At 59.3% G+C, this 19,469-nt stretch carries 23 protein-coding genes; 11 read left to right on the forward strand and 12 right to left on the reverse strand.

What is annotated here, in order from left to right; all coding sequences use genetic code 11:
- Window positions 1-4: 4 nt before the first annotated feature.
- The 7 genes from GS620_RS00905 to secG form a co-directional block, all read right to left on the reverse strand.
- Window positions 5-442, reverse strand: a complete 438-nt coding sequence (locus GS620_RS00905; protein WP_171613627.1) for a TerB family tellurite resistance protein — start codon at window positions 440-442, stop codon at window positions 5-7.
- A gap of 20 nt (window positions 443-462) precedes the next feature.
- Window positions 463-912 carry a TerB family tellurite resistance protein gene (locus tag GS620_RS00910; RefSeq protein ID WP_152457570.1) on the reverse strand — a complete coding sequence of 150 codons (450 nt, stop codon included), beginning with the start codon at window positions 910-912 and terminating at the stop codon, window positions 463-465.
- A 42-nt stretch (window positions 913-954) separates the two neighbouring features.
- Window positions 955-1,248, reverse strand: coding sequence for a DUF1330 domain-containing protein (locus tag GS620_RS00915; protein WP_152457571.1), 294 nt, complete (start codon window positions 1,246-1,248; stop codon window positions 955-957).
- A gap of 66 nt (window positions 1,249-1,314) precedes the next feature.
- Window positions 1,315-2,100: an isocitrate lyase/phosphoenolpyruvate mutase family protein gene (locus tag GS620_RS00920; RefSeq protein ID WP_171613629.1), complete on the reverse strand. Its 786-nt coding sequence runs from the start codon at window positions 2,098-2,100 to the stop codon at window positions 1,315-1,317.
- A 167-nt stretch (window positions 2,101-2,267) separates the two neighbouring features.
- A complete protein-coding gene (locus tag GS620_RS00925; protein WP_152457573.1) occupies window positions 2,268-2,750 on the reverse strand; it encodes a bacterioferritin in 483 nt (160 codons plus the stop codon).
- A 122-nt stretch (window positions 2,751-2,872) separates the two neighbouring features.
- Window positions 2,873-4,516 carry a CTP synthase gene (locus GS620_RS00930; RefSeq protein ID WP_152457574.1) on the reverse strand — a complete coding sequence of 548 codons (1,644 nt, stop codon included), beginning with the start codon at window positions 4,514-4,516 and terminating at the stop codon, window positions 2,873-2,875.
- Between the two features lie 160 nt (window positions 4,517-4,676).
- Window positions 4,677-5,042 carry a preprotein translocase subunit SecG gene (gene secG, locus GS620_RS00935; RefSeq protein WP_171613631.1) on the reverse strand — a complete coding sequence of 122 codons (366 nt, stop codon included), beginning with the start codon at window positions 5,040-5,042 and terminating at the stop codon, window positions 4,677-4,679.
- 151 nt (window positions 5,043-5,193) lie between these two features.
- On the opposite strand from secG, the gene nthA reads away from it, so the two are divergent.
- The 5 genes from nthA to GS620_RS00960 all read left to right on the forward strand — a co-directional run bounded on the left by nthA (window position 5,194) and on the right by GS620_RS00960 (window position 8,564).
- Window positions 5,194-5,808 carry a nitrile hydratase subunit alpha gene (nthA, locus tag GS620_RS00940; RefSeq protein WP_171613633.1) on the forward strand — a complete coding sequence of 205 codons (615 nt, stop codon included), beginning with the start codon at window positions 5,194-5,196 and terminating at the stop codon, window positions 5,806-5,808.
- Window positions 5,805-6,482 carry a nitrile hydratase subunit beta gene (gene nthB / locus GS620_RS00945; RefSeq protein ID WP_171613635.1) on the forward strand — a complete coding sequence of 226 codons (678 nt, stop codon included), beginning with the start codon at window positions 5,805-5,807 and terminating at the stop codon, window positions 6,480-6,482. Before nthA ends, nthB begins: the two co-directional genes overlap by 4 nt.
- Complete coding sequence (locus tag GS620_RS00950; protein ID WP_171613637.1) at window positions 6,479-6,808, forward strand: nitrile hydratase accessory protein; 330 nt, start codon at window positions 6,479-6,481, stop codon at window positions 6,806-6,808. The genes nthB and GS620_RS00950 overlap by 4 nt, the downstream gene beginning before the upstream one ends.
- Window positions 6,809-7,032: 224 nt before the next feature.
- Window positions 7,033-8,328, forward strand: a complete 1,296-nt coding sequence (locus tag GS620_RS00955; protein ID WP_171119553.1) for an adenylosuccinate synthase — start codon at window positions 7,033-7,035, stop codon at window positions 8,326-8,328.
- Window positions 8,328-8,564 carry a DUF2842 domain-containing protein gene (locus tag GS620_RS00960; RefSeq protein ID WP_171228487.1) on the forward strand — a complete coding sequence of 79 codons (237 nt, stop codon included), beginning with the start codon at window positions 8,328-8,330 and terminating at the stop codon, window positions 8,562-8,564. Before GS620_RS00955 ends, GS620_RS00960 begins: the two co-directional genes overlap by 1 nt.
- A 149-nt stretch (window positions 8,565-8,713) precedes the next feature.
- On the opposite strand, the gene GS620_RS00965 is transcribed toward GS620_RS00960, so the two are convergent.
- Window positions 8,714-10,414, reverse strand: coding sequence for a hypothetical protein (locus GS620_RS00965; protein ID WP_171363169.1), 1,701 nt, complete (start codon window positions 10,412-10,414; stop codon window positions 8,714-8,716).
- A 219-nt stretch (window positions 10,415-10,633) separates the two neighbouring features.
- Between GS620_RS00965 and GS620_RS00970 the strand changes: the two genes are divergently transcribed.
- Complete coding sequence (locus GS620_RS00970) at window positions 10,634-11,245, forward strand: thiamine diphosphokinase (protein WP_371809764.1); 612 nt, start codon at window positions 10,634-10,636, stop codon at window positions 11,243-11,245.
- On the opposite strand, the gene GS620_RS00975 is transcribed toward GS620_RS00970, so the two are convergent.
- Genes GS620_RS00975 through GS620_RS00990 form a run of 4 tightly spaced genes read right to left on the reverse strand, consistent with a single transcriptional unit; the run spans window position 11,190 to window position 14,666 of the window.
- Window positions 11,190-12,104 carry a DMT family transporter gene (locus GS620_RS00975; protein ID WP_171613639.1) on the reverse strand — a complete coding sequence of 305 codons (915 nt, stop codon included), beginning with the start codon at window positions 12,102-12,104 and terminating at the stop codon, window positions 11,190-11,192. The genes GS620_RS00970 and GS620_RS00975 overlap by 56 nt on opposite strands.
- 45 nt (window positions 12,105-12,149) lie before the next feature.
- The gene (locus GS620_RS00980; RefSeq protein WP_171119557.1) at window positions 12,150-12,566 is read right to left on the reverse strand and encodes a GFA family protein; all 417 of its coding nucleotides are present in this window, start codon (window positions 12,564-12,566) and stop codon (window positions 12,150-12,152) included.
- Window positions 12,567-12,589: 23 nt separating this feature from the next.
- Window positions 12,590-13,963 (reverse strand): L-serine ammonia-lyase, encoded by a 1,374-nt coding sequence (locus GS620_RS00985; protein ID WP_171170577.1) that lies wholly within the window; start codon window positions 13,961-13,963, stop codon window positions 12,590-12,592.
- Window position 13,964: 1 nt separating this feature from the next.
- Window positions 13,965-14,666: a glutathione S-transferase family protein gene (locus GS620_RS00990; protein ID WP_171206882.1), complete on the reverse strand. Its 702-nt coding sequence runs from the start codon at window positions 14,664-14,666 to the stop codon at window positions 13,965-13,967.
- 167 nt (window positions 14,667-14,833) lie between these two features.
- On the opposite strand from GS620_RS00990, the gene rpiA reads away from it, so the two are divergent.
- From rpiA to GS620_RS01015, 5 genes are all read left to right on the forward strand, one after another.
- The gene (rpiA, locus tag GS620_RS00995; protein WP_171231878.1) at window positions 14,834-15,622 is read left to right on the forward strand and encodes a ribose-5-phosphate isomerase RpiA; all 789 of its coding nucleotides are present in this window, start codon (window positions 14,834-14,836) and stop codon (window positions 15,620-15,622) included.
- A 126-nt stretch (window positions 15,623-15,748) separates the two neighbouring features.
- On the forward strand, window positions 15,749-17,107 hold the full coding sequence (gor, locus tag GS620_RS01000) for a glutathione-disulfide reductase (RefSeq protein WP_171613641.1): 1,359 nt from the start codon (window positions 15,749-15,751) through the stop codon (window positions 17,105-17,107).
- Window positions 17,108-17,179: 72 nt separating this feature from the next.
- On the forward strand, window positions 17,180-18,322 hold the full coding sequence (hflK, locus tag GS620_RS01005; RefSeq protein ID WP_171170586.1) for an FtsH protease activity modulator HflK: 1,143 nt from the start codon (window positions 17,180-17,182) through the stop codon (window positions 18,320-18,322).
- On the forward strand, window positions 18,322-19,218 hold the full coding sequence (hflC, locus tag GS620_RS01010; RefSeq protein WP_171119562.1) for a protease modulator HflC: 897 nt from the start codon (window positions 18,322-18,324) through the stop codon (window positions 19,216-19,218). Before hflK ends, hflC begins: the two co-directional genes overlap by 1 nt.
- Complete coding sequence (locus tag GS620_RS01015) at window positions 19,218-19,412, forward strand: DUF2065 domain-containing protein (RefSeq protein ID WP_152457591.1); 195 nt, start codon at window positions 19,218-19,220, stop codon at window positions 19,410-19,412. Before hflC ends, GS620_RS01015 begins: the two co-directional genes overlap by 1 nt.
- Window positions 19,413-19,469: the final 57 nt, after the last annotated feature.

Consider the following 19,469-nt stretch of genomic DNA (forward strand, 5'->3'; position numbering starts at 1 on the left):
GCAATCACGATTTTGCAGCCTTTTGCCGTGCCAAAGCGGAATCCACGTCACTTACGCCTAGAAGACTGACCACCAGACGCAGCAGCGAATCTTCCTCGCTTGTGCGGTGCCCATCGGCCAACGCCACGGACCACAGTGCCTGAACGACCGCAAGCCGATCTTCATAGGCAACCGCCTCTTTGATGGCTCGGGTAAAGCGGACGGTGTCCGGGGCCTCGGCCTCAAGATCTTCTGCGCGGGCACGCAGGGCGGCGCATTCGAACGGGGACAGGCCATAGCGTTGCGCCGAAATTCGGTCGATACGGGCCATTTCGGTATCGGAATAGTCATTGTCGGACCGTGCCAGACGCACCAGAAGGGCCGTCAGGGCCAGGCGGGCGTCATCTTCGACAAGAGGATCGGGCTGCGGCTGCGTGAGCCTGGAAAGAAATTCACTGAACATGCGTTAGATATAGCGAGCGACTAACTCACATCCAAGCGGCTTTGAACGCGTTCACGCGCAGCCTTGCTGTCGTTAAAGCTCAACCCCATGGCAACGCGGGCTTCCTCGACGATTTTCACCTCGCCTTCGTCGGTGTTTCCATCTGCCAGAACAACTTCCCACAGCGCATCCAGAGCGGCCAGGCGTTCCTTCAGATCCGTGGTCTCACGGATCAGCTTGCCGAAGGTATCGGTATCCGGTGCTGCCGCGTGAAGCTTTTCGCATGTGGCGCGCACCTTGGCTGCTTCGATCGCGTTGTGCTGGTAAAGACGGGCCAGGATTTTGTCGATCAGGCGGATCTCTTCCAGCTTGTAGTCCCGATCAGCCTGCGCCACGCGCACCATGAGCGCCCCCAGAGCAAGTTCGGCATCCGGGTCCGGAAGATGTTCATGCTGGGGCGGTCTGAGCGCCTGAAGGAACTTTTTCAACATGGCAAAAGATTATTCCATATTTTGTGGTGCGCCAAGCGTAGTCTACCCGTCATAGCCTTGAATGATCACAAGATCGCCCATCGATACCGGGGCGCGCAGTGCTTTGGCTTTCTGGTATGCTTCGCTTTCGTAACAGGCAAGCGCATCCTCATAGCTGGGAAATTCGATCACAACGGTCCGGGCGCGCGCTGCGCCTTCCTTAACTTCACGCTTTCCTCCGCGCGTCAGAAAGCGCGCACCATAAGCTGCAAAGGGCTCCGCATTTGCAGCAATGTAGGTCTTGTACGTGTCCATGTCGTCCACATCGACATGTGCAACCCAATAGCCTTTCATCAGGCTTGCCTCCTGTCCGATTTCAAAAGCAGGGTGATGAGAAGTGGCGGCAATTGCAATCCCACAACTTCAGGGTGAACAGTTGCGGTAGTGAATAGCGGCTTGCGCCTGATCTGTTAACCACTTGATCATCTGGCGATAAGGAACCGGACCATAGCTGACGCGCGCAACCCCCAGTTCAGCCAGACGCGGTGTGCCAGGAGTGCCGGGCAGGGCGATGATGTTGACCGGCAGATTCGTACGCTCGCACAGACGGCTGATCATCGCCTCGTCTTTCAGCCCCGGAGCAAAAAAACCGCTGGCGCCCGCAGCCTCATAGGCCGAAGCACGGGCAATGGCGTCGTTCAGCATGGCCTCATCATGTGTTTCTGCCGGGGCTTTCAGGAAAATGTCGGTTCTTGCGTTGACATAGGCAGGTATGCCCGCGTCTTCGCAGGCCGCGCGCATGGCTTCGACGCGTTTGGCCTGAACAGCTGTATCGTACAGCCCGTCACCGCCGATGATCTGATCTTCGAAGTTGAAACCAACCACGCCGCAATACAGCGCACGCTTGACGTTTTGTGCAATGCCCAGTGGATCTTCGGCATATGCCCCTTCGAAATCCAGTGTCACCGGAAGATCAACCGCTGCAACGATGCGGCGCGCATTGTCCAATGCGGTCTCAAGCGGGATGTTCTGACCGTCGCCAAAACCCTGTGCCATGGCAACAGGTGCACTGCCAGTTGCAATGGCTTGCGCGCCTGCATCCCGCACCGCGCCGGCACTGCCAGCATCCCAGATGTTGAACAGAATGACGGGGTCGCCCTTTTTGTGAAGGCTGGCAAAGGTCTTCGCGCGTTGGGATTGATCGCTCATCGGGGCTCTCCTGTCGTGGTGTGATCAACAGTTAACCCCATGAGGGCAGACCGAGTAGAGGTTTTTTGCTCGGCAGCGTCACATTGAAGTGACGGAAACCGCACGGCCCGGTCCATTGCAAGATGGTCCGGGCCATGCTGGTGCATAGGTAAGCGGCGGTGCGTGCCTCAGGCTTCTTCTGCGGCGCCGGATACGAATTTTGCGCTGAAGTTGGCCTCACCCAAACGCTTCAACAGGTTCAGCTGAGTGTCCAGCCAGTCCTTGTGGCCTTCTTCTTCCAGCAAGATGCGTTCGAACAGGGTCCTTGACCCGACATCGCCGACCTCGGCGGCCTGCAACGCTGCCTTGGTGTAGAAGTCGACCGCCTCGGTTTCATCTTTCAGGTCCGCGGCAAACATGTCTTCCAGAGACCCCGCGGCGACTGGACTTTTCTGAAACGCAAGCTCGGGCACGCCGCCAAGGAACAGGATACGCTCGATGAACGCGTCGGAGTGACCCAATTCTTCCTGCATTTCAGCGCGCATTTTTTCGGCAAGGATGTCCAGCCCCCAGTCCTCCAGCACATGGGCATGCAGCTGATACTGGTGCGCCGCCGTCAGCTCCATATGAAGCGCTTGCTGGAGGTTGGTAATCGTTGTTGCGTTGCTCATCGGAAATCTCCTGAAACTCTGAACGGCATTGAGCCTGCGAAGCAGAAATTCTGCCCGCACATACAGTTAAGAGATCAGCCCGCACAAAACAACGCGGGGTGACAGTCCGACACAGCCCAGGGTCAGACCAGGCGAGAAGTGTCTTTCGCAGCGCGTACGAAATCGCGGAACAGGGGATGCGGGTCGAACGGTTTGGACTTAAGTTCCGGGTGGTACTGCACGCCGATGAACCATGGGTGATCCGACCATTCCACGATCTCGGGCAGGCGTCCGTCCGGCGACATGCCCGAGAAGTTGAGCCCGGCCTTTTCAAGCTGCTCACGGTACTTGATGTCCACTTCATAGCGGTGACGGTGGCGCTCTTCGATCTGTGTGCCGCCATAAACTTCAGCGACTTTCGATCCCTCTGCCAGCACCGCATTGTAAGCGCCCAGGCGCATGGTGCCGCCCTTGTCGTCACCGACCTTGCGTTCGACCTTGTGATTGCCCTGCACCCATTCCTTCAGATGGTACACGACAGGTTCAAAACGTTTCTTCCCGGCTTCGTGGTCGAATTCTTCCGAACCAGCTTCCTTGATGCCAGCCGCATTTCGGGCGGCCTCGATCACGGCCATCTGCATCCCAAGGCAGATGCCCAGATAGGGGACTTTGTGCTCGCGCGCATATTGCGCGGCCTTGATTTTGCCCTCTGTGCCACGTTCGCCAAAGCCTCCGGGGACGAGGATGGCGTGGAAACCTTCAAGATAGGGTGCGACGTCTTCGTTGTCGAACACCTCGGCGTCAACCCATTCGACCTTGACCTTGACCCGGTTGGCCATGCCGCCATGGGTCAGCGCCTCGGCTATCGATTTATAGGCGTCTTCAAGCTGCGTATACTTGCCTACGATGGCGACCTTCACTTCACCCTCGGCGTTGTGGATGCGGTCGCTGACGTCTTCCCATTTTGCCAGATCAGGTTTGGGCGCAGGGCTGATCTGGAACGCGTCCAGAACGGCCTGATCCAGACCTTCGCGGTGATAGGCCAGCGGCGCGTCATAGATGGTGCTCAGGTCCTGCGCTGCGATCACACTGTCGGGGCGCACGTTGCAGAACAGCGCCAGTTTCTCGCGCTCCTTGGTCGGGATCGGCCCTTCCGAGCGGCAGACCAGAATATCGGGCGCCAGACCGATCGAGCGCAGTTCCTTCACCGAGTGCTGAGTCGGTTTGGTTTTCAGCTCGCCCGAGGCCTTGATATAAGGCAGCAGCGTCAGGTGCATGAAAATGCACTGCCCGCGCGGCTTGTCCTGACTGAACTGGCGGATCGCCTCGAAAAACGGTAGACCCTCGATATCGCCCACGGTGCCACCGATTTCGCACAGCATGAAATCAACCTCATCCTCGCCGATGGCGATGAAATCCTTGATCTCGTTGGTGACGTGCGGGATCACCTGAATGGTCTTACCCAGATAGTCCCCGCGGCGTTCCTTTTCGAGCACGTTGGAATAGATCCGCCCCGAACTGACCGAGTCGGTCTTGCGCGCAGCCACGCCGGTGAACCGTTCGTAATGGCCCAGGTCCAGATCAGTTTCGGCCCCGTCATCGGTGACGAATACTTCGCCGTGCTCAAACGGCGACATCGTCCCCGGATCGACGTTCAGATAGGGGTCCAGCTTGCGCAGCCGTACCGAGTATCCCCGGGCCTGCAACAAGGCGCCCAACGCCGCCGAAGCCAGTCCTTTGCCCAAGGACGAAACCACACCACCAGTGATGAATATAAAACGCGCCATAGTTTTTCGGCTGCTCCCGTGAGACGTCATTATCAGTTGCCCGACGGTTTCGAAAAACCGCTGCATCACGGGACTTCACGTATAAAGGATTCGCGCCAAAAGCGCAAGAGAACCGCAAGATGCTGTTGCAGTCCTCTTCCATGTTTCTAGGTTTTGTAGGTCAGTCGGCCTGCGGGATCAGCGGCGCGTTGTCGCCCTGTGCAGGCGGCAGAAGGTCATCCGCCGACGGAATTGCCGGAGTATTTTCTTCGCTTGAAGCCGGAGCCGGCACGCCCAAACGGTCGATCACCGAGCTGCCCGAAGATTTCTGCGCCGCCAGAATGGTCAGCGTGATCGAGGTCACGATGAAGCAAGCGGCAAGGATCCAGGTCAGTTTGCCCAAAGCCGTCGCTGCTGAACGGCCTGTCATGGCTCCGCCACCACCGCCACCCATGCCAAGGCCACCGCCTTCGGACCGCTGCATCAGAACAACGGCAATCAAGCCTAGGGCCAAGAGAAGGTGGATGATGAGAACGACGTTTTCCATGGTGTTCCTGTACAGCGTGGCGTGTATCGCGTGGTATCTATGCAAGTTTGCCAGCGGGGGCAAGTGAGGAGTTCGCATCACCCCACGTGATATGTCATATCACGTCAAAGGGACTGGACAGAACGCCGATGCGTGACGCAGGCTGCGGCCCATGCCTCATGACGACCACGACCACCCGCACGCCCTTTTGCCGCCCGAACCCGCGCTGCGCGTCAAAGCGCTGGAAACGATTCTGACCCGCAAGGGCCTGATCGACCCGGCGGCTCTGGACGAAATCATCGACACCTATCAGAACAAGATTGGCCCGCAGAACGGTGCGCGGGTGGTTGCCAAAGCCTGGAGCGACCCAGCTTTCAAGGCCGCTCTGCTGGAAGACGCCACCTCGATGGTCGCGGATCTTGGTTATTATGGTCGCCAGGGTGAACACATGGTTGTTGTCGAGAACATGCCAACCCGGCACAACATGGTCGTCTGCACCTTGTGCAGCTGCTATCCTTGGCCGTTGCTGGGTATCCCGCCGGGCTGGTACAAATCTGATGCCTACCGTGCCCGAGCGGTGCGTGAACCCCGCAAGGTACTGGCCGAATTCGGCCTCACCCTGCCTGAAGACACTTCGGTGCGGGTCTGGGATTCGACGGCCGAGATTCGCTATCTCGTTCTGCCGATGCGTCCCGATGGAACTGATGGGATGGATGAGGAGGCGCTTGCCGCACTTGTGACACGTGACAGCATGATCGGCACGGGCCTGCCGAAGGCCCCTTCATGACCCGCGTTCACGATATGGGCGGCCGCTTTGGAGATGGTCCGATAAATCCAGAGGCCGAGGACGCGTCGGTTTTCACCGAAGACTGGCACGCGCGGGCGCTTGCGGTGACACTTGCATCCGGCTTTCTGGGGCAGTGGAATATCGACGTATCCCGCCACGCAAGGGAACGGTTGTCGCCAAAGGACTATGCCCGGTTTTCATATTACGAGAAATGGATTTCGGGCCTGGCTGACCTGTTGGTTGAACGCGGCGTTCTTTCTCTGGATGACCTGCGCAGCGGCAGAGAGGATGGGCCGCATCCGTTGGCAGAACGGATGCTCAAGGCGGACGCCGTGTCAGCCGCTCTGGCCAAAGGTGGGCCAGCAGACAGACCTTCGAACGTGGCGGTGCAGTTTTCTGTCGGTCAACAGGTGGTCACGACCCGTCCGGCGGGAAATCGCATTGTGGATGGCGGGCACACACGCCTGCCGAATTATGCGTCCGGTGCCAGGGGTCGAATACTGCGCCTGCACGGAACCCATGTCCTGCCCGATTCCAATGCCCATGGGCTGGGCGAAGCGCCAGAACCGATCTATGCCGTGGTCTTCCCCGCTTCGGAACTTTGGACCAGCCCGGAGCATCCGGATGACGAAGTGGTACTGGACCTATGGCAAAGTTATCTGGAACCGGCATGAGCGGCTGCAACGAGCATTCAGCCCCAGAACCGGTGTTTGCCGAACCCTGGCACGCTCAGGTCTTTGCCGTCACCGTTGCCCTGAACGAGGCGGGGCGGTTCGATTGGTCCGATTGGGCGGCACGGTTCTCGGGAACGTTGAAACGCCTCGGGCTCGCGCGAGAGCTGGACGGCGGCGACGACTATTTCCGTGCATGGCTGGAAACGCTCGAGGGGTTGCTGGCCGAGCAGGGCGTCGCGCCGCCGCAGGAGGTAAAAGGGCTACATCAGTCCTGGGAAGAGGCTTATCTGACGACACCTCATGGGCAACCGGTGCATCTGCGTTGATGTCGGGCAGGGGGCTCTGCCCCCGCCGCCCGTTCCGTGCGGCTTCCCCAGGGTATTTTCAGCCAGATGAAGCAGGGGACCGCTTTTCATCTGGCCATAAATATCCCCGCCGGAGGCATCGCGCGTTCGCGCGATTTTCATCTGCGGCGAAATATCGGTTTCCCTGCCGTTTGCGCCCAGCTATATGAGCCGGGTTTGATAACTCAGCGCAAAAAGGACCGGATATGGCCAACGTGGTTGTTGTCGGCGCCCAGTGGGGTGACGAAGGAAAAGGCAAGATCGTCGACTGGCTCAGCGAACGGGCGGACGTGATCGCGCGTTTTCAGGGCGGGCATAATGCCGGACATACGCTGGTGATTGATGGCGAAGTTTACAAGCTGCACGCTCTGCCGTCCGGTGTCGTGCGCGGCGGTAAGCTGAGCGTCATCGGCAACGGCGTGGTGTTGGACCCCTGGCATCTGGTCAAGGAAATCGCGACCATCCAGGCACAAGGTGTGGAAATCACCCCCGATACGCTGATGATTGCCGAGAACACCCCATTGATCCTGCCGATCCACGGCGAGTTGGATCGTGCGCGCGAACAGGCGGCCAGCAAGGGAACCAAGATCGGCACCACAGGTCGTGGGATTGGGCCGGCCTATGAAGACAAGGTCGGGCGCCGTTCCGTTCGCGTCGCGGATCTGGCGGATGAGGCCACGCTCGAGGCTCGGGTAGACCGTGCTTTGCAGCACCACGATCCGCTGCGCAAGGGTCTGGGAATCGAGCCGGTCGACCGCGACGCTCTGATCGCCCAATTGAAAGAGATCGCGCAAGAGATTCTGCCGTTTGCCGCGCCTGTGTGGAAAGTGCTGAACGAAAAACGCAAAGCGGGTAAACGCATCCTGTTCGAAGGGGCGCAGGGCGCTCTGCTGGACATCGATTTCGGCACCTATCCATTCGTGACCTCGTCCAACGTGATCGCAGGTCAGGCCGCGACCGGGGTGGGGATTGGACCGGGATCGATCGACTTTGTGCTGGGGATTGTCAAAGCCTACACCACCCGTGTCGGCGAAGGCCCATTCCCGACAGAACTTGAGGATGCGGATGGTCAGCGCCTTGGGGAACGCGGGCATGAGTTCGGAACAACGACAGGTCGAAAGCGCCGCTGTGGCTGGTTTGATGCGTGCCTGGTTCGTCAGACCTGCGCGACCAGTGGCGTGAACGGTATTTCTCTGACAAAACTGGACGTTCTGGATGGGTTCGAAACCCTGAAGATCTGCACAGGCTATGAACTGGACGGCGAGCGCCTCGACTATCTGCCGACTGCCGCAGAACAGCAGGCGCGCTGCACCCCGATCTACGAAGAAATGCCGGGCTGGAGCGAATCCACCGAAGGCGCGCGCAGCTGGGCCGAGTTGCCTGCCAACGCAATCAAGTATGTGCGCCGGGTGGAAGAGCTGATCGAATGCCCTGTGGCCCTTTTGTCCACCAGCCCGGAGCGGGACGACACCATTCTGGTGACCGACCCGTTTGCAGATTGATGAACAAAGAGCAGAAAACAGGTCTGAGCTACAAAGCGCGCCGGCGCTGGTCGTTGGTTATTCTTGTGATCGGCCTGCCACTTTACATTGTGGCGGTGGTGACGGTTCTGAACTGGCTGGAGCGCCCCCCGATATGGGTGGAACTTCTGGTCTATATCGTTCTGGGCATTCTTTGGGCCCTGCCGTTCAAGTTCGTTTTTCGCGGCGTTGGCAAAGAGGACCCGGATCAATCCTGAGCCGGGCCATTGCTCGGACCAAGGCGGCTGGTCGGGCCCAGTACAATGGGCAACGCTGAGTCTTGTTTAACAACGGGCGTTTGTCTCTGGACGTGCCATAGCAAAAGGGCCGGGGTTCACCCGGCCCTTTTCGTCAATTGGCGCGGCAGTCAGCCTACTGCGCGCTCATCATCAGGACGGAAGCCGATCAGGTCAGAGGCCGCAAAACGGCCGCCACCGGCTTTTTCGATTTTTCCATCGCGCAGCAGCTGTCCGAAGGAACGCAGGCTTTCTTCGCGATTGAACTCATCCTGCTTCAAAGAACGGACTTTGTTCATCAGTTGGGGGCGCGAGAATTGTTGCTGTCCTTCGATGAAAGACAGGTAGGCCGCCGCCGCTTCAAGCAGGTCCTGGAGCGACTGTGCACCCTGATCCTGTGCGAATTGCGCAAAACCGCCTTCTTCCGACCCGGTTTCTTCCACCTGAGTGGTCACGCGACGCGGCATCACGGGGCCATTGGATTCGCTTTGATCGTCCACGCGCTGCTCAGCAACCAGCTTCAACGGAGCCGGAGCGTCTGCTTCCGGGCGTATGCTGGTCACGTTAACTTCGGGGCGGCGCGGGCTGACCGCTGAAGCAAGATCAACGCGATACTCATCAACAGGCGAGGTTTTCGGGGCCGGTTGGTCATCACGGTCGGCCTCGGTCGCGGCAACGGCGGTGCGAAGGTGCGAATAGGTTTCTCGCGCGTCGCTGCTGGAGGGATCCTCCATATGTTCACCGGTTTTGGCCATCAGTCGCGAGATATCCTGATCAGGATCGGCGTCATCCGTCAGTTTTTGGCTTGAACGACCTGCCATGTCTTTTTCGATTTCGGAAATCTCGGACAGCAGCTGAATTTCGTCCTCTTCCGACAATACTCCTTGCGCCTGATCGTCTTGCGGCTCGTCATCTGCTTCATCTTCGGATTCGATCGCCACGTCTTCGACGTTGAGGATGTTTGGAACATCTTCTTCGTCGATTTCCTCGTCGGTATCCTCTTCAAGATCCGAAAACAGGGGCTCAGCAGGAAGCTGCGCGTCGTCCGTTGCGACCTCGATTTCTTCATCCCGCAGGTGGTCGGGGGTCAGCTGCACCTGCTGTTCGGAATTGTTCTCGATATTCGGCGCGGCGGATTCGAAGGCCTGGTGTTCAGATACTGCCGGCGCGTCGTCTTGTACCTCTTCGGCGTCAAGCGCTTGCAGATCCTCGATTTCTGCGGCCTCGGGCTGAGCAGGTTCAGCAAAGTCATCCGCATTGAGAGCACCTGCTTCGAACGCAGCGGCCACGGCGTCCACCGGGGGGGCGGTGTTGGCCAGCAGCGAAGATTCCTCGTCTTCGGAATAGGCAGTGGGGGGGACGTCCGAGTGGGAAACAACGGCCCGGATGCGTTGCAGTTTTGCGGCAATGCTGTCGGCCGGCGGAGATGTGGTGGCGTCGACGGCCTCCGCGTTCGTGAACGCGGTCTGCCCCGGGCTTGCTTGCGCATATCCGGGAGGGGGGGTGGTCATAGCATCTGCATTTTGCGCATGCGGGCCCGTTGCGTCAGAAGCGACCGGTGCCGGGGCTTCACTATTTGGAGCGGCACGCAGCAGAAGCCCGGATTCGTTTTGGCTGGCTTCGACGCGTTGCGATGCGTCGCGGCGTGCGATACGGGTCAGCATTTCGGCGTCTGGTTGTGGAGGCTCTGAGCCGAAGTAACGATCATCTGCAGCAAGATCGCGGAAATATTCGGCAATGGCTTTCATCGTTTCAAAGGAATCGTCGAATCCTTCCAAAGTGCAGGAGAAGGTTCCATATGAAACGGTTAATACCTTGTTATTCTGTACCATCAGACGCACGTCCTTTACAAACTACGAGAGCCCACTTACCCGGAATCGGGAGCACACGAGGGCTCTGAACTTTATGCATGAACCTATCATTTTGTGGTCTTAATGTGTCCAAATCCGGGAAAAATGGCCAATCTTTGGAAAAATGAACCAATTGTACGCTCTGCCGATCCAATCGGGTTGTTTGGGGGTGGTTTTGTTGGTTCCGAGGACCTGAATTTGGTGCTGAACCGCGTCACTTCTGTCGTTGCAGCTGATGGTGGAGCGGCAGTTCTGACAGAATCAGGCCGGATTCCGGATGCGGTCATCGGGGACTTCGATTCGCTGGACAAAGCAACGAAAGCCAAAATCCCGTCTGACCGGCTGTTTGCCATTCGTGAACAGGACAGCACCGATTTCGACAAGGCCTTGCGCAATGTGCAGGCTCCACTGGTTTTGGGGGCCGGTTTTCTGGGCGGACGGCTTGATCATCAGCTTGCCGTTCTGAACGTGCTGGTCAAACGTCAGGAACAGGCCTGCATTCTGCTGGGCGCGCATGAGGTGGTGTTTCACGCACCCCGCCAAATGCGGCTGCCGGTTTCTCCAGGGGATGTGGTGTCGCTGTTTCCAATGCGCCCTGTGACGGGGCGCAGCACCGGGCTGGAATGGCCCATCGACGGCCTGCGGTTGCAACCGGACGACCAGGTGGGCACCTCCAATCGCGCACTGTCGGATGTTGAATTGCAGATGGATGGGCCCGGCCTGTTGGTGATGGTTCCCCGCGCCGCACTCGATCCGCTTATGCAGGTGTTTCTGTCGGGGCAGAGCGAGCGGTGGCCCGTTCACGAAGAATAACGTACAAACCGGCGGCGACGGTAATCATGATCCCAACCGCCGCCAGCCCGTCGGGCAGGTCGCTGAAGATTGCCCAGCCAATCAGGGTCGCTACAGGGATTTCCAGATATTGCATCGGGGCCAGCGTGGCCGAAGGTGCATAGCGCAGCGACCATGTCATCAGCAGATGTGCGACAGTTCCCAAAACTCCTATCGCGATCAGCAGCCAAAACATGTCGGGGGCGGGCAAGGCGGCTGACAGGTTCCAGATACCAAGCGGTGTTCCGATCACAAGGACAGGAACCAGCCCCACAGTTGCCATGACACCAGACACCGCCTGCAAGGAAATCGGATCAGTTTCCTTGGCGATTTGCCGCGTGACCAGCATGAACAGGGCAAATACCACGGCAACGATCAACGGCAGCAGGGCAGGTAAACCTACCTCGGCAAAGCTGGGCTGGATGACCAGAAGTGTGCCGATGAAACCGACGATGCAGGCCGCGAGGCGCCGCGCGCCGACCTCTTCGCCCAGAACGTATCTGCCCAGCAGCAACATGATGAACGGCATTACAAAGGCAATGGCGACGGCATCAGCCAGGGGCAGGAACTGCAACGCACTGAACATCGCGGTTATGCCGATGATGTGCAGCAGCGTGCGGATGACTGTCAGGCGCAGGATACGCCCGTGCATCCGCCAGGGCCGGCCTGTCATCATCACCAGCGGGATGAGAATCAGCGCTTGTACCGCGAACCGGGCTGCAACCAGCAGACCCAACGGTGTCGTTTCGCCCAACAGCTTTGCCATCGCATCCCCCAAGGGTGCAAGCACGCAAAAACCGAGCATCAAGAAGATGCCAAAGACGGGACGATCCTGAGTCATGCGCGCGACGCTATCTGCTTCGCGGCGCAGTGGAAAGGTCGAATGTCAGGCGTCGGGCAGGGGTTGAATCTTTGTGTAATCCGGCCCGGTGCAGGTGGGCAGGTTGTCATCCAGATGCAGCCAGCTCAGCCTTTCTTCATGAGACACGTGCAATGTGGGCTGCATTGCCTCGGGGTTCTCCAAAGTGGCGACGTAAAGATGCAGCACATCCGACATTTTGGCCGAGCGGAACGAGATTGGCGTGCCGCAATCCGGGCAAAAGCTGCGCTCGACTCCGGGCGAAGAGTTGAAGCGTTTCGGCTCTTCTCCGATCCAGCGCCACTGCCCGTCACGAACCGCGAAATAGGTTGTCATCGGCGCGGCGCATTGGCGTCGGCAGCTGTCGCAATGACAGGTGACGCAGGACAGGGCAGGAGGGTCGATTTCGTACTTGATGCTGCCGCACAGGCAATGTCCACGCATATCGACCCCCATTTGTTGCGATCTCAGCAGTTTGGCACGTTCACGGCCAATCCACCAAGCGAGGTTTCCTTGTATTTTTCGTGCATGTCATGACCGGTCTGACGCATCGTTTCGATCACCGCATCCAGCGGCACGAAATGCTCTCCATCCCCGCGAAGGGACAAAGACGCAGCGGACACAGCCTTGATGGCCCCCAGCCCGTTGCGTTCGATACAGGGCACCTGAACCAACCCGGCGACGGGATCGCAGGTCATGCCCAAATGATGCTCCAACGCGATCTCGGCGGCGTTTTCAACCTGTTCGGGCGTACCGCCCATCACGGCGCAGAGCCCCGCCGCGGCCATGGCTGATGCGCTGCCGACCTCGGCCTGACACCCCGCTTCGGCCCCCGAGATGGACGCATTGTATTTGACCAGCCCGCCAATCGCGGCCGCGGTCAGAAGGAAATCTTCGATATGGCTCTCCGAGGCACCGGGAACGTGGTCCAGGTAATAGCGCAGCACCGCAGGAAGAACGCCCGCCGCCCCGTTGGTCGGTGCCGTTACGACTTGCCCACCGGCGGCGTTTTCTTCGTTGACCGCCATGGCGTAGACGCTCATCCAGTCGTTGATCGTGTGCGGCGCGGTCAGGTTCATGCCGCGTTCGGCCATCAGCGCGTCATAGATACCCTTTGCCCTGCGTCGCACTTTCAGCCCGCCGGGCAGAATGCCGTCGGTCGTCAAACCGCGTTCGATACAGGCATTCATGACGTCCCACAGACGGGCGCAGCCCTTGGCGAAACTGTCGGCGCAGCCGCGCGCAATCTCATTGGCGCGCTTCATCTCGGCGATGGTTTTGCCGCTGGATTTGGCCATCTCCAGCATTTCAGCCGCGGACTTGAACGGGAACGGCACCGGTGCGCCCTCATCCGTTGCCTTGCCTTCGGCCAGTTCTTCTTCGGTCAGGACAAAACCGCCACCGATGGAATAGAACACCTGGCGCAGGATCACGTCCCCCTGCGCGTCCGTGGCCATCAGGATCATCCCGTTGGCGTGTCCCGGCAGGTTGGTGTCATAGTCGAAAATCAGGTCTGTATTGGGATCGAACTGAAGCGTCGGCAGGCCGTCGGGGGTAACCGTGTGCGTCTTGGCGATATCCGCCAATGCGGCCTCGGCCTTGTCGTTGTCATAGGTGTCCGGAACAAAGCCGGCCAGGCCCAGTATGGTCGCCCGGTCGGTCGCATGGCCGACGCCGGTAAAGGCGAGCGAGCCATGCAGCGAGCCCTTCAGACCCGCAAATTCAAAGGGTGAAGCACGCATCATATCCAGAAAGCGCGCCGCCGCCACCATGGGGCCCATGGTGTGCGAGGAGGACGGGCCGATGCCCACTTTGAACATATCGAAGACAGAGAGGAACATGTCAGGTAGCTGAGCCTTCTAAGGGGTTGGCGTAAATTGGAGAGGTGTAGGGTGCGGGGCCCAGACCCTCGGCCGCGATGGCCGTGTGAGTGGCGGGGCGTGTCTCGAGCTGTGCCAGGATGGTTTGCAGGGCCGGGGTGTCAGACAGCGCATACCAACTGCGATCTGCCTCGGCCGGATACAAGGCCATCCAACGCATCATGCAGGCGACATAATAGGTCACAACCGACGGGCATTCCGCGCAAAACCAGGCTGGCGCGCGTTTTGCCAGCGCGTCCAGCAGTTGCAGGTGCTGCTTCAAACGGGGTCTGATGCCTGCGCGCAGGGTATCAGCCTGTGGTGGGGTGATGTATTTCTCGGCATAGAACAGAATGCGCAGATCGGCGTGCAGCGTGTTGGACGCAAAGAACAGCCATTTCAAAAACTCTGCGCGTTCGGGGGCGCCTGCCGCCGGGGCCAGTTGCCCGTGGCGCTCGGACAGCCACAGCAGGATTGCCGCCGTTTCAAAGATCGGCCCTTGCGGAGTTTCAAGCACCGGGATCAGCCCGTTGGGGTTCAATGCCCTGTACGCCGCGCTGTCCTGTTCGTTGCGACGGCGATCGACCAGCACAGTTTCATAGGGCACACCCATTTCTTCCAGCACCAGCCGGATCACCAGCGAGGCGTTGTCAGGGGCGTAGTGCAGGCGGTATCGGGTCAACATGCGGGCAATCTATATGACAAAGATGAGGGCGTAAGACATGATTGCGACGTTTCCGATAGGAAACGCGCAGTCTTCAGGCATCTTTACGCTTGCCGAACCGCAAAATGTGGTCGCAGTCGCGCGGCGCATTCCCTATAACTCCGGCAGGCCAAACTGGGAAAGCTGCCATGACCGGAGAACTGTCGCCCATCGACACCGCAAAATACGTGGCCGCATGTCGTGCCGCCGAGATGGTCGAGGACGGCATGCGCGTGGGTCTTGGAACGGGATCCACTGCGGCCTGGCTGGTCCGTCGTTTGGGCGAACGGGTGCAGGACGAAGGTCTGCGAATCAAGGGCGTTCCCACGTCCACCCGCACCGCGCAGCTGGCACGCGAGGTCGGGATCGAAGTCATTTCTCTGGATCAGGCCGGGTGGCTGGACATGACCATCGACGGCGCGGATGAATTCGACGCCGACCTGAACCTGATCAAGGGCGGCGGCGGCGCGCATTTGCAGGAAAAGATCGTTGCCACGGCCAGCGATCAGATGATCGTCATCGCAGATGCGGGGAAAGAGGTGGAAACGCTGGGTGCTTTCCCCTTGCCGGTCGAGGTTGTTCCATTTGGCTGGCAAACCACGCGAACACTGATCGAAGAAGCGCTGGACGCGATGGATGTACTGGGAACCTCGTCGGCGCTGCGTATGAATGGCGCGGCCCCATTCGTGACGGATGAAGGCAACCACATTCTGGACCTGCACCTGCAACGCATCGGCAATCCCCGTCAGATGGCCCTGATCCTCAACCAGGTTCCCGGCGTGGTGGAAAACGGCCTGTTCATCGATATCTGTGACAAGGTTATCATCGGCCACGGCGACGGGCGGGTCGAACTGCGGGATATCAACGCGGGCACCCTGGAACTGGATCAGCTGCTGAGCGGATCCCGGGAAAACCTGTTTTCCGACCAAACGGACTGAGTTTTATGCAAGCCAATCGGACAAGCGTCGGCAAAAGATCGAAAATTCCACGCCCGGGGGTTGGCACCGGGGTTTTCGCGCCCAGATATCCAGAGGATTTTTGCAAGTTGAACGAAGGAACTCGGCATGAGCTTTGACTATGATCTTTTTGTGATCGGCGGAGGCTCGGGCGGGGTCCGGGCGGCACGCGTGGCAGCGGGTGAAGCCGGTGCAAAGGTCGCGCTGGCTGAAGAAGACCGCTATGGCGGCACCTGTGTGATCCGGGGCTGCGTGCCAAAGAAACTGATGGTCTTTGCCAGTGAATACTCGGGCATGATCGAAGATGCGCAAGCCTATGGTTGGGATGTTCAGCCCGGCGCGTTTGATTGGGGCATGTTTCACGGCAAACTGGTTGCAGAACTGGACCGGTTGGAAGGGATTTATCGCAGCATCCTGAAAAACAAGGGCGTTGAAAGCTTTGATCAGCGTGCGCGCCTGGTGGATGCGCACACGGTCGAGCTGGCCGATGGCACCCGGAAAACCGCCAAACACATCTTGATTGCAACAGGCGGTCGACCGGTGGTGCCGGATTTCCCGGGATCGGATCTTGCGATCACGTCGAATGAGGTTTTCCATCTGGACAAGCTGCCCGAAAGCATTCTGATCGTCGGCGGTGGCTATATCGCCAGCGAGTTCGCCGGGATCATGAACGGTCTGGGTGTCAAGACCACGCAATTCTATCGCGGTGCGCAGATCCTGCGTGGCTTTGATGAAGAAGCGCGTGGGCTGATCTGCGAAGAGATGCGCCAGAACGGCATCGACGTACGGCTGGGCACCAATGTGCTGGAAATGGTCAAAGATGGCGACCAGATCCGTGTCAAGGCGACAGACGGCACCGAGGATCGTTTCGATGTCGTCATGTACGCCACCGGCCGGGCACCGAATGCCGATAACCTCGGGCTGGAAGAGCTGGGCGTTGAACGTGGGCGCAAGGGCGAGATCGTCGTGGATGAATACAGCCAGACCGCCGTTCCGTCGATCTATGCCATTGGCGATGTCACCGACCGGGTCAACCTGACACCCGTGGCCATCCGCGAGGGTATGGCCTTTGTGGAAACCGTCTTTAAAGGCAACCCCACGCCTGTGGATCACGCGCTGATCCCAACCGCCATTTTCACGCAACCGGAATTCGGCACAGTCGGCCTGAGCGAGGAAGAGGCCTCGGCCCAGGAACCGATCGATGTGTATGCCACTTCGTTCAAACCGATGCAGAAGGCGTTTGCCGGTGGCACGCAACGGGTTCTGATGAAACTGATCGTGTCTCAGGCCACCCGCAAGGTTCTGGGCTGCCATATTGTCGCCCCCGGAGCAGGAGAGATGATCCAGCTGGCCGGAATTGCCGTAAAGATGGGCGCGACTAAGGAAGATTTCGATCGCACGGTTGCAGTACATCCCGTTATGGCGGAAGAACTGGTGACAATGCGGCAACCTGTACGCTCCGCTTGATTTGCAAGCGCGCGCACACAAGTTACAAGTGTGCCCGTGATCACACGGGCCTAAACGAAGGAAATGATACATATGGCGGGCAACAGCGGTGGCCCCTGGGGGGGCGGAGGCTCTTCAGGAGGTGGAGGAAATCGGGGTAACAACGGGGACGGGCGACGCCCACCCGAAGGCGACGGCCCGCAGATTCCCGAGATCGACGAGCTGATGAAAAAAGGCCAGGAGCAGCTGCGCGTCCTGATGGGCGGTCGCGGCGGCGGTGGCCGTGGTGGCAGCGGTGGTCAGGGCGGTGGAGGCCCGGCCTTTACCAAAGGTACGGTTGCGATTGGTCTGGTGGCAGCTGCCGTTTTGTGGGGGCTGGCCAGCTTTTATACTGTAAAACCGGAAGAACAGTCAGTTGAGCTGTTTCTGGGTGAGTTTTCTGCGGTTGGCAATCCGGGTCTGAACTTCGCGCCATGGCCGTTTGTCACTGCCGAGGTGATTCCGGTCACCCGCGAACAGACCGAAGATATGGGCGGAGCCCGGGGCAGCGATGATGGCCTGATGCTGACCGGCGACGAGAACGTGGTCGATATCGATTACCAGGTCGTCTGGAACATCAACGACCCGGCCAAGTTCCTGTTCAATCTGCGTGATCCGCGTCAGACGATCCGCGCCGTGTCGGAATCGGCGATGCGCGAGATTATCGCGCAGAGCGAGCTGGCACCAATCCTGAACCGGGATCGCGGCATCATTGCCGAGCGCCTTCAGGAACTGATCCAGACGACGATGGACAGCTACGATTCGGGTGTGAACATCATCCGAGTGAACTTCGACAAGGCCGACCCGCCGCAGGACGTGATCGCCGCCTTCCGCGATGTTCAGGCCGCCGCGCAGGAGCGTGACCGGCTGCAAAACGTCGCCGACGCCTACGCCAACCGGGTTCTGGCTGAGGCGCGCGGTGAAGCGGCCCAGGTTCTGGAAGAAGCCGAAGCCTACCGCGCACAACAGATCAACAGCGCCATGGGTGAGGCCAGCCGTTTCAGCGCGGTTCTGGAAGAATATTCCAAAGCGCCTGATGTGACCCGCAAACGTCTGTACCTGGAGCGGATGGAGCAGGTTCTGGGTGACGTGGACAAGATCATTCTGGACGAAAACTCGACGGGTTCGGGGCAGGGCGTCGTACCTTACCTGCCGCTGAACGAACTGCGCCGCAATTCCGGACAGGAGAGCAACTGATGCGTAAAGCGACCTTTATTCTGCCGATCGTTTTCATCGCGATTGTTGGTGTACTGTCTTCGATCTTTATCGTGGATGAACGTGAGCGCGCGTTGGTTCTGCAATTTGGCCGCGTTGTTGCGGTCAAGGAAGAGCCGGGTCTGGCTTTCAAGATCCCGCTGATTCAGGAAGTTGTCCGCTATGACGACCGGATCCTGTCCATCGACGTTCAGCCGTTGGAGGTTACGCCTCTGGATGATCGCCGACTGGTGGTTGATGCCTTCGCCCGCTATCGGATTTCTGATCTGGAACAGTTCCGTCAGGCCGTTGGTGTGGGTGGTATTCCGGTCGCCGAAGACCGTCTGGATCGTATCCTGCGCGCTGAAACCCGCGAAGTACTGGGTTCGGTGTCCTCGCGTGACATCCTCAGTTCAGACCGTGCCGCGCTGATGCTGCGCATCCGCAACAGCGCGATTGCCGAAGCGCGGGCGCTGGGCGTCAACGTGATCGACGTGCGCCTGAAGGCAACCGACCTGCCGCAGGCGAACCTCGAGGCAACCTTCGACCGGATGAAGGCTGAACGTGAACGTGAAGCGACCGACGAGCGCGCACGCGGTAACGAAGCTGCACAACGTGTTCGCGCTCAGGCAGACCGTACCGTGGTCGAACTGGTCTCGGATGCCCGTCGTGAGGCGGAAATCATCCGCGGTGAAGCTGACGCCGAACGCAACGCGATCTTTGCCGAAGCGTATGGTGCAGACCCGGAGTTCTTCGAGTTCTACCGTTCGCTGACCGCGTATGAAAATGCGCTGCAAGGTGGTAATAGCTCATTGATCCTGAGCCCGGATTCCGAGTTTTTCAACTACCTCGCTTCGCCAAACGGACGGCGAGCACCGGCGGCTGCGGCGTCTGAATAATGGGTATGATCCTTCTGGCTTTCGGGCTGGTACTGATTGTCGAGGGGCTGGCCTATGCGCTGGCCCCTTCGCTTATCGAGCGGATGCTTGAAGCCCTGCGGGACATGCCAGAGCAAGCCCGGCGCCTGGTCGGATTGCTATGCGTGATCAGCGGTTTGGTCCTGCTTTGGGGCGCGCAACAATTGGGATTTTGACGCTGTGGTTTCACTTGCTGGTGATTTCGCTGCGATCCCGAGTTGCTCGTGGGGGCA

It is taken from the genome of Ruegeria sp. HKCCD6428 (genome assembly GCF_013110595.1).
In the GTDB taxonomy this organism is placed as follows: Bacteria; Pseudomonadota; Alphaproteobacteria; order Rhodobacterales; family Rhodobacteraceae; genus Ruegeria.

What these genes read in the sequence shown, in the direction of transcription:
- GS620_RS00905 (WP_171613627.1), bottom strand. Translation starts at nt 442, where the DNA reads ATGTTCAGTGAATTTCTTTCCAGGCTCACGCAGCCGCAGCCCGATCCT.
- GS620_RS00910 (WP_152457570.1), bottom strand. Translation starts at nt 912, where the DNA reads ATGTTGAAAAAGTTCCTTCAGGCGCTCAGACCGCCCCAGCATGAACAT.
- GS620_RS00920 (WP_171613629.1), bottom strand. Translation starts at nt 2,100, where the DNA reads ATGAGCGATCAATCCCAACGCGCGAAGACCTTTGCCAGCCTTCACAAA.
- GS620_RS00925 (WP_152457573.1), bottom strand. Translation starts at nt 2,750, where the DNA reads ATGAGCAACGCAACAACGATTACCAACCTCCAGCAAGCGCTTCATATG.
- GS620_RS00930 (WP_152457574.1), bottom strand. Translation starts at nt 4,516, where the DNA reads ATGGCGCGTTTTATATTCATCACTGGTGGTGTGGTTTCGTCCTTGGGC.
- secG (WP_171613631.1), bottom strand. Translation starts at nt 5,042, where the DNA reads ATGGAAAACGTCGTTCTCATCATCCACCTTCTCTTGGCCCTAGGCTTG.
- nthA (WP_171613633.1), top strand. Translation starts at nt 5,194, where the DNA reads ATGCCTCATGACGACCACGACCACCCGCACGCCCTTTTGCCGCCCGAA.
- nthB (WP_171613635.1), top strand. Translation starts at nt 5,805, where the DNA reads ATGACCCGCGTTCACGATATGGGCGGCCGCTTTGGAGATGGTCCGATA.
- GS620_RS00950 (WP_171613637.1), top strand. Translation starts at nt 6,479, where the DNA reads ATGAGCGGCTGCAACGAGCATTCAGCCCCAGAACCGGTGTTTGCCGAA.
- GS620_RS00955 (WP_171119553.1), top strand. Translation starts at nt 7,033, where the DNA reads ATGGCCAACGTGGTTGTTGTCGGCGCCCAGTGGGGTGACGAAGGAAAA.
- GS620_RS00960 (WP_171228487.1), top strand. Translation starts at nt 8,328, where the DNA reads ATGAACAAAGAGCAGAAAACAGGTCTGAGCTACAAAGCGCGCCGGCGC.
- GS620_RS00965 (WP_171363169.1), bottom strand. Translation starts at nt 10,414, where the DNA reads ATGGTACAGAATAACAAGGTATTAACCGTTTCATATGGAACCTTCTCC.
- GS620_RS00975 (WP_171613639.1), bottom strand. Translation starts at nt 12,104, where the DNA reads ATGACTCAGGATCGTCCCGTCTTTGGCATCTTCTTGATGCTCGGTTTT.
- GS620_RS00980 (WP_171119557.1), bottom strand. Translation starts at nt 12,566, where the DNA reads ATGCGTGGACATTGCCTGTGCGGCAGCATCAAGTACGAAATCGACCCT.
- GS620_RS00985 (WP_171170577.1), bottom strand. Translation starts at nt 13,963, where the DNA reads ATGTTCCTCTCTGTCTTCGATATGTTCAAAGTGGGCATCGGCCCGTCC.
- GS620_RS00990 (WP_171206882.1), bottom strand. Translation starts at nt 14,666, where the DNA reads ATGTTGACCCGATACCGCCTGCACTACGCCCCTGACAACGCCTCGCTG.
- rpiA (WP_171231878.1), top strand. Translation starts at nt 14,834, where the DNA reads ATGACCGGAGAACTGTCGCCCATCGACACCGCAAAATACGTGGCCGCA.
- gor (WP_171613641.1), top strand. Translation starts at nt 15,749, where the DNA reads ATGAGCTTTGACTATGATCTTTTTGTGATCGGCGGAGGCTCGGGCGGG.
- hflK (WP_171170586.1), top strand. Translation starts at nt 17,180, where the DNA reads ATGGCGGGCAACAGCGGTGGCCCCTGGGGGGGCGGAGGCTCTTCAGGA.
- hflC (WP_171119562.1), top strand. Translation starts at nt 18,322, where the DNA reads ATGCGTAAAGCGACCTTTATTCTGCCGATCGTTTTCATCGCGATTGTT.
- GS620_RS01015 (WP_152457591.1), top strand. Translation starts at nt 19,218, where the DNA reads ATGGGTATGATCCTTCTGGCTTTCGGGCTGGTACTGATTGTCGAGGGG.